We start from the raw sequence: 417 nt of genomic DNA, 5'->3' as shown, positions 1-417 counted from the left end.
GCCCCTGACCTCCCGGTCCGGCCACCGACCATCCACCTTTCGCGCACCCGCCGCGCGCACGTCGAGGGAGAACACGCATGAGCGCCCACCTGCAGAAGTCGTCGGGGATGAAGTTCCGCAAGTACGTCCCGTTCCAGGACCAGATCGAGGTCGCCCTGCCGGACCGCACCTGGCCGGACAAGGTCATCGAGAAGGCGCCGCTGTGGTGCGCCGTGGACCTGCGCGACGGCAACCCGGCCTTGATCGACCCCCTGGGCCCCGAGCGCAAGCTGCGCATGTTCCAGCTGCTCGTCGGCATGGGCTTCAAGGAGATCGAGGTCGGCTTCCCGTCCGCCTCGCAGACCGACTACGACTTCGTCCGTCAGCTCATCGAGGGCGACCACATCCCGGACGACGTCACCATCCAGGTCCTCACCC

The 417-nt window shown here is 67.9% G+C and carries 1 pseudogene; it reads left to right on the top strand.

Going from position 1 to position 417, the window contains the following annotated elements:
* Window positions 1-107 precede the first annotated feature (107 nt).
* Window positions 108-417, top strand: a pseudogene (locus ACOMDU_RS13750) (2-isopropylmalate synthase); the annotation flags it as partial.

This window comes from Vescimonas sanitatis (assembly GCF_049060325.1).
In the GTDB taxonomy this organism is placed as follows: domain Bacteria; phylum Bacillota; class Clostridia; order Oscillospirales; family Oscillospiraceae; genus Vescimonas; species Vescimonas sanitatis.
The sequence above is the reverse complement of the archived record's forward strand: the minus strand, read 5'-3'. Positions and strand labels throughout refer to the sequence as shown.